Below are 7,102 nucleotides of genomic sequence, written 5' to 3'. Positions count from 1 at the left end.
GATGCAGCGGGCTCATGGCGTTGTACAAATGCGTGAAGCTGGTGGCGCCGGCGGCGAGGGCGGCGACGCCTTCTTCATAGCTGCCCAGGGTGTGGCCGATCTGCATGCGCACGCCGCGTGTACTGAGGGCGCGGATCAGGCCGTCATGCCCGGCGATTTCCGGGGCGATGGTGATCACCCGGATCGGCGCCAGGCGCAGGTAGGTTTCCACTTCTTCCATCAATGCGGTGTGGGCGAAGTTGGGTTGTGCGCCGAGTTTGCCGGGATTGATGTAGGGCCCTTCCAGGTGCACGCCAAGGACCCGGGCGCTGCCGCTCAGGCGCTGCGCGCAGAAACTGCCGAGCTGGCCGAGCACGCTGGAGATCTCATCCACCGGCGCGGTCATGGTGGTGGCCAGCAGCGAGGTGGTGCCGAAGCGCACGTGGGTGCGGGTGATGGTTTCGAAGGCGTCGGCACCTTCCATGATGTCTTTGCCGCCGCCGCCGTGGACGTGCAGGTCGATAAACCCCGGCAGCAGGTAGGGCAAGTCGTTGTCGGCCGGGTTGCAAGGCACGCCTTCGATGGCGATCACTTTGCCGTGCTCGTGCGCGAGGCAGCCGCGAATCCAGCCATGGGGCGTGAGGATATTGTCTTCGGACATGGGCAGTTCTCTGAGGCCGCGGTGCGCGGCAAAGGCCTATCGCCGCAGCTCTGCGACAAAGTCGTAGTAGTCGTTGCGACAGTAGGTGTCGGTGATTTCGATCGGGGTGTTGTCGGCGGTGTAGCCGACGCGGGTCATCAGCAGCATGGCGGTGCCGGGGGCGATGCCGACCAGTGCGGCGAACTCGTCCGAGGCGTTGATCGCCTGGATATGCTGCAGGGCGCGCACGATGGGTTTGCCGATGCCCTCCAGGTACTCGTAGAGGGAGTGGCCGATGGCTTGCGGTTGCGGCAGCACTGAGGCGGGCATGGCGGTCATTTCGATTGCCATCACCGTGTCGTCGGCTTTGCGCAGGCGTTTGAGGCGCGTCACCTTGTCGGTCGGCGACAGGCCCAGGCGGATCAGTTCTTCATGGGTCGGCGCGCTGATGTCGCGTTCCAGCCACTGGGAGCTGGGCACAAACCCCTTGAGTCGCAGCATCTCGCTGAACCCCGACAGGCGCGACAGCGGCTGTTCCAGGCGTGGGGTGATAAAGGTGCCGGAGCCTTGGCTGCGACGGATCAGGCCTTGGGCAAGCAAGACTTCCAGTGCTTTGCGGGCGGTGACGCGCGAAAGGCTCAACTGCTCGCTGAGGGCGCGTTCCGACGGCAGGGCCTGTTCGGATTTCCACTGGCCGGCGTGGATCGCCGCTTCCAGGTTGCGGGCCAGTTGCAGGTACAGCGGCGTGGATTGCTTGTCGTCGGGACGCAGCGTCAGGATGGGGTTCATCTGTCAGGTTTCCGATGCGGTTATTAGAGTGTTGTCGCCCGGTATTGGCCGGAAACTAATACCACTTAAATACCATGTCAATGCTGCCAAAACGCTGTGGGTCCAGGTTTCAGGGCGTTTTAACGGTGCCCGGCATCAAGTGGTATTAGAGAGGTCTTTAAGGCGCGCAGAGCTGCGCAGCCTGCGGGGTGAATTGGTATTCACCGGCAGGCGCTACCGAGGGCAGGAAACTTTTTTTAATTAATTTGCCGAGGGGCGAGGGTTACGGCCGAATTTCGATCAGGGTGCCGTCTTTGACCAGGTTCCAGACTTCGCGCATGTCGACGTTGCGCATGCCGATGCAGCCGTCGGTCCAGTCCAGGGTGTGGAACCACTGCTCCGGGTACTCCGCGCTGTCGGGCGTGCCGTGGATCATGATCATGCTGCCGGGCTTCACACCTTCGCGGCGGGCACGGGCGGAGTCGCTGATATTGGGGTAAGAGATGTGCATGGACAGGTTGTAGCGGTCACTGGTTTTGCGCCAGTCGATCCAATACAAGCCTTCCGGCGTGCGGCGGTCGCCTTCGAACAGTTTGGTGCCCTTGGGGTTTTTGCCCAGTGAGATGCGGTAGGTCTTGAGGGGTTTACCGTCGTTTATCAGTTGCAACTGATGGGCGGACTTGAGCACCAGAATTTTTTCGACCGTTTTGCCGCCCAGGGTTTCCAGGGTGGTGGCTGAGGACAACGTGGCGAACGACAGGCAGAGCAGAGCAAGCAACCAACGCATTAAAACGATTTCCCTTGGACGACGATCTGCCGGTTTGTTATTGGGCGGGCTTGGACAGCGGCGGCACAGCTTCGTTGCGCACCGGGAACGACCGTTGGCGACGGTCGGCGAAGAAGTATTCTAAGGTACGCCCGACCGTGCGGAAAGCCAGCTCGGACCAAGGGATGTCGGCTTCGTCGAACAGTCGCACTTCCAGGCTTTCGGGGCCTGCGGCGAAGTCCAGGTCAATCATCTCGGCGCGGTAGAAGACATGCACCTGGCTGATATGCGGCACATCGATCAGGGTGTAGAGGCTCAGGTTGCGCACGTGGGCGCAGGCTTCTTCCATGGTTTCGCGCATGGCGGCCTGTTCCATGGTCTCGCCGTTCTCCATGAAGCCGGCGGGCAGGGTCCAGTAACCCCGGCGGGGCTCGATGGCGCGGCGGCACAGCAGTACTTGATCGCCCCACACTGGCACCGTGCCGGCGACGATATTGGGGTTCTGGTAGTGAATGGTCTGACAATGATCGCAGACAAAACGCAGGCGTGCGTCGCCTTCGGGAATGCGTTGGGTGACCGGTTTACCGCACTGGCTGCAGAAATTCATGCTGGGGTTCCTGGAAAGTCTGCCTATCTTGGCGTGGGCGGCAAGGCCCTGCAAGTTGTCGTTTCGCGACAGCCCTCAGGTTTTGGGGTTGGGCACCCGCGCGCTTTGGTGCATGATGCAAGGTAGCCAACAGATCGAGATGACTCATGCTGGACGAGCTACTTCGCCGGGTAAGCAATCACACACCGCAACTGCTTGAGACCGACGGGCGTTTCCCCGAGGCCGCCGTGCTGGTGCCGATTACCCGCAGTGACGAACCCGAGCTGATCCTGACGCTGCGCGCCAGCGGCCTGTCCACCCACGGTGGCGAAGTGGCCTTTCCCGGCGGGCGCCGCGACCCCGAAGACCCGGACCTGATCTTCACCGCCCTGCGCGAAGCCGAAGAAGAAATCGGCCTGCCGCCCGGCCTGGTCGAGGTGATCGGCCCGTTGAGCCCGTTGGTTTCCCTGCATGGCATTCGGGTCACGCCCTACGTTGGCGTCATCCCGGACTACGTCGAATACCTGGCCAACGACGCCGAAATCGCCGCCGTCTTCAGCGTGCCCCTGGAGTTTTTTCGCCAGGATCCGCGCGAGCATACGCACCGCATTGATTACCAGGGCCGCAGTTGGTATGTGCCGAGCTATCGGTTCGGCGAATACAAGATCTGGGGTTTGACGGCAATCATGATCGTCGAGTTGATCAACCTGCTCTATGACGATGCCAACATCAGCCTGCACCAGCCGCCCAAGAGCTTCATCCATCTATAAGCCATCGTTTAAATGGCCAGCCGTGAGGACACATCATGAAATACCGCCTGGGCGACGCCCGCGTCGAGACGCATCCACACAGCTGGGTGGCGCCGAATGCCACGTTGGTGGGCAAGGTCAAGCTGGAGGAGGGCGCCAATGTCTGGTTCAACGCGGTGTTGCGTGGCGACAACGAACTGATCCTGATCGGCAAGAACAGCAATGTGCAGGACGGCAGCGTGATGCACACCGACATGGGTTACCCGCTGACCCTGGGCACCGGTGTGACCATCGGCCATAACGCCATGCTGCATGGCTGCACCGTCGGCGACTACAGCCTGATCGGCATCAATGCGGTGATCCTCAACGGCGCGAAGATCGGCAAGTACTGCATCATCGGCGCCAATTCGCTGATCGGCGAAGGCAAGGACATTCCCGATGGCTCCCTGGTCATGGGCTCGCCGGGCAAGGTGGTGCGGGAATTGACCGAGGCGCAGAAAAAGATGCTCGAGGCCAGCGCTGCGCACTATGTGCATAACGCCCAGCGTTATGCGCGGGATCTGGCTGAGCAGGAAGAATGAACCCGCCAGAACGCCCTGTCGCCTCGCCGTGCGTGAACATTTGCGCGCTGGATGACGACGATATTTGCATCGGCTGCCAGCGTAGCGTGGAAGAAATCACGCGCTGGAGCCGCATGGACAACGCCGAGCGCCGGGTGGTGCTGGGGGTGTGTCATGAGCGGGCGAAGGCGGGTGGGTTGGTGTGGGTGATGCCGGGGAAATCCGGCGTCTGAGGCACCGCTCTCGGGGGCAAGTCGAATCGTCGCACCGCCCCTCCCACATTCGACTGCGTTTAAACTTTAGGAATGCGGTCACATGTGGGAGGGGCGGTGCGACGATTCGACTTGCCCCCGATAGGGCCATCCCAGACGACATCCCTGTAATTGTGTACCCTGTGCGGCATTACCCACAGGTCCATCCCCCATGCTCTTCCTGATCGCCTACATCAGCAGCGTCGTGCTGATCAACTTCGCCTTCTCCACCGCGCCGCACCTGGACGTCATCTGGTCCGCCTGGGGCGGCCTGGTGTTCGTCCTGCGCGACATGGTGCAAACCCGCTTCGGCCACGGCGCGATCCTCGCCATGCTGGCGGCGCTGGTGCTGTCGTATATCACCTCCGACCCGTCCATCGCCCTGGCCAGCGCCACTGCGTTCGCGGTGTCCGAATGCATCGACTGGCTGGTGTTCAGCATTACCAAGCGTCCGCTCCACGATCGCCTGTGGATAAGTTCGGCGCTGAGCATTCCCCTCGATACTTTTATCTTTTTCGGCTTGATCGGCGCCCTCACGCCCGCCGTGGTCGGCACCGCCCTGGCGTCGAAATTCGCCGGGGTCACGGTGGTCTGGCTGATCATGGCCTGGCGTATCCGCAAACGGGCCGTCGCCAACTGAAGCCAATCTGCACAGTTCATGTAAAATGCCGGCCTTTCTCCCCATGATCCGCTCCCCTGAGGACCTGAGATGACCCGAATCGGAACTCCATTGTCGCCAACCGCGACCCGCGTTTTGCTGTGTGGCTGCGGTGAGCTGGGCAAGGAAGTGGTAATCGAGCTGCAACGCCTGGGCGTTGAAGTGATTGCCGTGGATCGCTACGCCAACGCGCCGGCCATGCAGGTGGCCCATCGCAGCCATGTGATCAACATGCTCGACGGCGCCGCCCTGCGTGCAGTGATCGAAGCGGAAAAACCGCACTTCATCGTGCCGGAAATCGAAGCCATCGCCACCGCCACCCTGGTGGAGCTGGAGGCCGAAGGCTTCACCGTGATCCCGACCGCGCGCGCCGCATCGCTGACCATGAACCGCGAAGGCATCCGTCGCCTGGCCGCTGAAGAGCTGGACCTGCCGACCTCGCCGTACCACTTCGCCGATACCTTCGAAGACTACAGCAAGGCCGTGCACGACCTGGGCTTCCCGTGCGTGGTCAAGCCGGTGATGAGCTCGTCGGGCAAGGGCCAGAGCCTGTTGCGCAGTGCCGAAGACGTGCAGAAAGCCTGGGATTACGCCCAGGAAGGCGGGCGTGCCGGGAAGGGCCGGGTGATCATCGAAGGCTTTATCGACTTCGACTACGAAATCACCCTGCTGACCGTGCGCCACATCGGCGGCACGACCTTCTGCGCGCCGGTCGGCCATCGTCAGGAGAAAGGCGATTACCAGGAATCCTGGCAGCCTCAGGCCATGAGCCCGATTGCCCTGGCAGAATCCGAGCGCGTGGCCAAGGCCGTGACTGAATCCCTGGGTGGCCGCGGCCTGTTTGGCGTGGAGTTGTTCATCAAGGGCGATCAGGTGTGGTTCAGCGAAGTGTCGCCACGCCCGCATGACACCGGTTTGGTCACCTTGATTTCCCAGGACCTGTCGCAGTTCGCCCTGCACGCGCGCGCCATCCTGGGCCTGCCGATCCCGTTGATCCGGCAGTTCGGGCCGTCGGCGTCGGCGGTGATCCTGGTGGAAGGGCAATCGACCCAGACCGCTTTCGCCAACCTCGGCGCGGCCTTGAGCGAGCCGGACACGGCGTTGCGTCTGTTCGGCAAGCCGGAAGTGAATGGCCAGCGCCGCATGGGCGTGGCGTTGGCGCGGGATGAGTCGATTGAAGCGGCTCGCGCCAAGGCGACCCGTGCGGCTCAGGCGGTTGTTGTAGAGCTCTAAAAGCATCGGGGGCTTGCCCCCGATAGCGGTCTATCAGGCAACCTTGTTCAAATCGTTATCCCGCGTCTCTTTCAGGCACAGCACCGCAATCAAGCTCAGCAACGCTGCCGCCGACACATACCCGCCGACATAACTCAGCCCACCCATCGCCACCAGCTTGGTCGCGAAGAACGGTGCGGCCGACGCGCCGACGATCCCACCCAGGTTATAGGCCGCCGAAGCGCCGGTATAACGCACGCGGGTCGGGAACAGTTCCGGCAGCATCGCGCCCATCGGGGCGAAGGTCACGCCCATCAGGAACAGCTCCAGGGCCAGGAATAGCGCCACAGCCCAGGTCGAACCGTATGTCAGCAATGGCTCCATGGTGAAACCCGACAGAATGGCCAGCACCGTACCGACAATCAGCACCGGCTTGCGCCCGAATCGATCGCTGGCCAAGGCTGCCAGCGGCGTCGCCAGGCCCATGAACAACACGGCAAAACACAGCAGCCCGAGGAATGTCTCGCGGCTGTAGCCCAAGGTCGACACGCCGTAGCTCAAGGAAAATGCCGTGGTGATATAGAACAGCGCATAGCACACCACCATCGACGCGGCGCCCAGCAGCACCGGCATCCAATGCTGGCTGAACAGCTCGAACAACGGCACTTTTACCGGCGCTTCTTTCGCCACGGCATTGGCGAACACCGGGGTTTCATGCAGCTTGAGCCGCGCATACAGGCCGACCATCACCAGTGCGGCGCTGAGGATGAACGGGATGCGCCAGCCCCAACTGCGGAACTGCTCGTCGTTCAGGTTCATGGCCAGGATCAGGAACAGGCCGTTGGCCGCGAGGAAGCCAATCGAAGGGCCGAGTTGCGGGAACATGCCGAACCAGGCGCGCTTGCCCTTGGGCGCGTTCTCGGTCGCCAGCAA

10 protein-coding genes are annotated in these 7,102 nt (G+C 62.4%); 5 read left to right on the top strand and 5 right to left on the bottom strand.

The genetic code is table 11. The annotated features are described in order from the left end of the window. The 4 genes from L9Z73_RS22095 to L9Z73_RS22080 form a co-directional block, all read right to left on the bottom strand. The coding region (locus L9Z73_RS22095) for an amidohydrolase family protein (RefSeq protein WP_247405482.1) at positions 1–640 on the bottom strand (640 nt) is incomplete at its 3' end. 36 nt (positions 641–676) lie between these two features. Further along, positions 677–1,408 (bottom strand): GntR family transcriptional regulator, encoded by a 732-nt coding sequence (locus tag L9Z73_RS22090; RefSeq protein ID WP_247405475.1) that lies wholly within the window; start codon positions 1,406–1,408, stop codon positions 677–679. A 262-nt stretch (positions 1,409–1,670) separates the two neighbouring features. Continuing rightward, positions 1,671–2,174, bottom strand: coding sequence for a L,D-transpeptidase family protein (locus L9Z73_RS22085; RefSeq protein ID WP_247405472.1), 504 nt, complete (start codon positions 2,172–2,174; stop codon positions 1,671–1,673). Between the two features lie 37 nt (positions 2,175–2,211). Beyond that, positions 2,212–2,760: an NUDIX hydrolase gene (locus L9Z73_RS22080; RefSeq protein ID WP_247405469.1), complete on the bottom strand. Its 549-nt coding sequence runs from the start codon at positions 2,758–2,760 to the stop codon at positions 2,212–2,214. A 146-nt stretch (positions 2,761–2,906) separates the two neighbouring features. On the opposite strand from L9Z73_RS22080, the gene L9Z73_RS22075 reads away from it, so the two are divergent. From L9Z73_RS22075 to purT, 5 genes are all read left to right on the top strand, one after another. Beyond that, entirely contained in the window at positions 2,907–3,509 is a 603-nt protein-coding gene (locus L9Z73_RS22075) for a CoA pyrophosphatase (RefSeq protein ID WP_247405466.1), read from the top strand. Positions 3,510–3,544: 35 nt separating this feature from the next. Continuing rightward, on the top strand, positions 3,545–4,069 hold the full coding sequence (locus L9Z73_RS22070) for a gamma carbonic anhydrase family protein (protein WP_247405462.1): 525 nt from the start codon (positions 3,545–3,547) through the stop codon (positions 4,067–4,069). Continuing rightward, the gene (locus L9Z73_RS22065) at positions 4,066–4,281 is read left to right on the top strand and encodes a DUF1289 domain-containing protein (protein ID WP_247405459.1); all 216 of its coding nucleotides are present in this window, start codon (positions 4,066–4,068) and stop codon (positions 4,279–4,281) included. The genes L9Z73_RS22070 and L9Z73_RS22065 overlap by 4 nt, the downstream gene beginning before the upstream one ends. A 190-nt stretch (positions 4,282–4,471) precedes the next feature. Next, on the top strand, positions 4,472–4,939 hold the full coding sequence (locus tag L9Z73_RS22060) for a VUT family protein (RefSeq protein WP_247405456.1): 468 nt from the start codon (positions 4,472–4,474) through the stop codon (positions 4,937–4,939). 69 nt (positions 4,940–5,008) lie between these two features. After that, positions 5,009–6,190, top strand: a complete 1,182-nt coding sequence (gene purT / locus L9Z73_RS22055) for a formate-dependent phosphoribosylglycinamide formyltransferase (protein ID WP_247405452.1) — start codon at positions 5,009–5,011, stop codon at positions 6,188–6,190. Between the two features lie 33 nt (positions 6,191–6,223). Here the strand turns inward: purT and L9Z73_RS22050 are convergent. Further along, a partial coding sequence (locus tag L9Z73_RS22050; protein WP_247405450.1) for an MFS transporter occupies positions 6,224–7,102 on the bottom strand: 879 nt, incomplete at its 5' end.

This window comes from Pseudomonas emilianonis (assembly GCF_023072625.1).
Taxonomy (GTDB): Bacteria; Pseudomonadota; Gammaproteobacteria; order Pseudomonadales; family Pseudomonadaceae; genus Aquipseudomonas; species Aquipseudomonas paraveronii.
Note: the sequence above shows the minus strand (reverse complement) of the source record. Positions and strands in the feature narration are given on the sequence as shown.

Excerpts from the sequence above, each read along its gene's own strand:
- L9Z73_RS22090 (WP_247405475.1), bottom strand. The coding sequence starts at position 1,408 with ATGAACCCCATCCTGACGCTGCGTCCCGACGACAAGCAATCCACGCCG.
- L9Z73_RS22085 (WP_247405472.1), bottom strand. The coding sequence starts at position 2,174 with ATGCGTTGGTTGCTTGCTCTGCTCTGCCTGTCGTTCGCCACGTTGTCC.
- L9Z73_RS22080 (WP_247405469.1), bottom strand. The coding sequence starts at position 2,760 with ATGAATTTCTGCAGCCAGTGCGGTAAACCGGTCACCCAACGCATTCCC.
- L9Z73_RS22075 (WP_247405466.1), top strand. The coding sequence starts at position 2,907 with ATGCTGGACGAGCTACTTCGCCGGGTAAGCAATCACACACCGCAACTG.
- L9Z73_RS22070 (WP_247405462.1), top strand. The coding sequence starts at position 3,545 with ATGAAATACCGCCTGGGCGACGCCCGCGTCGAGACGCATCCACACAGC.
- L9Z73_RS22065 (WP_247405459.1), top strand. The coding sequence starts at position 4,066 with ATGAACCCGCCAGAACGCCCTGTCGCCTCGCCGTGCGTGAACATTTGC.
- L9Z73_RS22060 (WP_247405456.1), top strand. The coding sequence starts at position 4,472 with ATGCTCTTCCTGATCGCCTACATCAGCAGCGTCGTGCTGATCAACTTC.
- purT (WP_247405452.1), top strand. The coding sequence starts at position 5,009 with ATGACCCGAATCGGAACTCCATTGTCGCCAACCGCGACCCGCGTTTTG.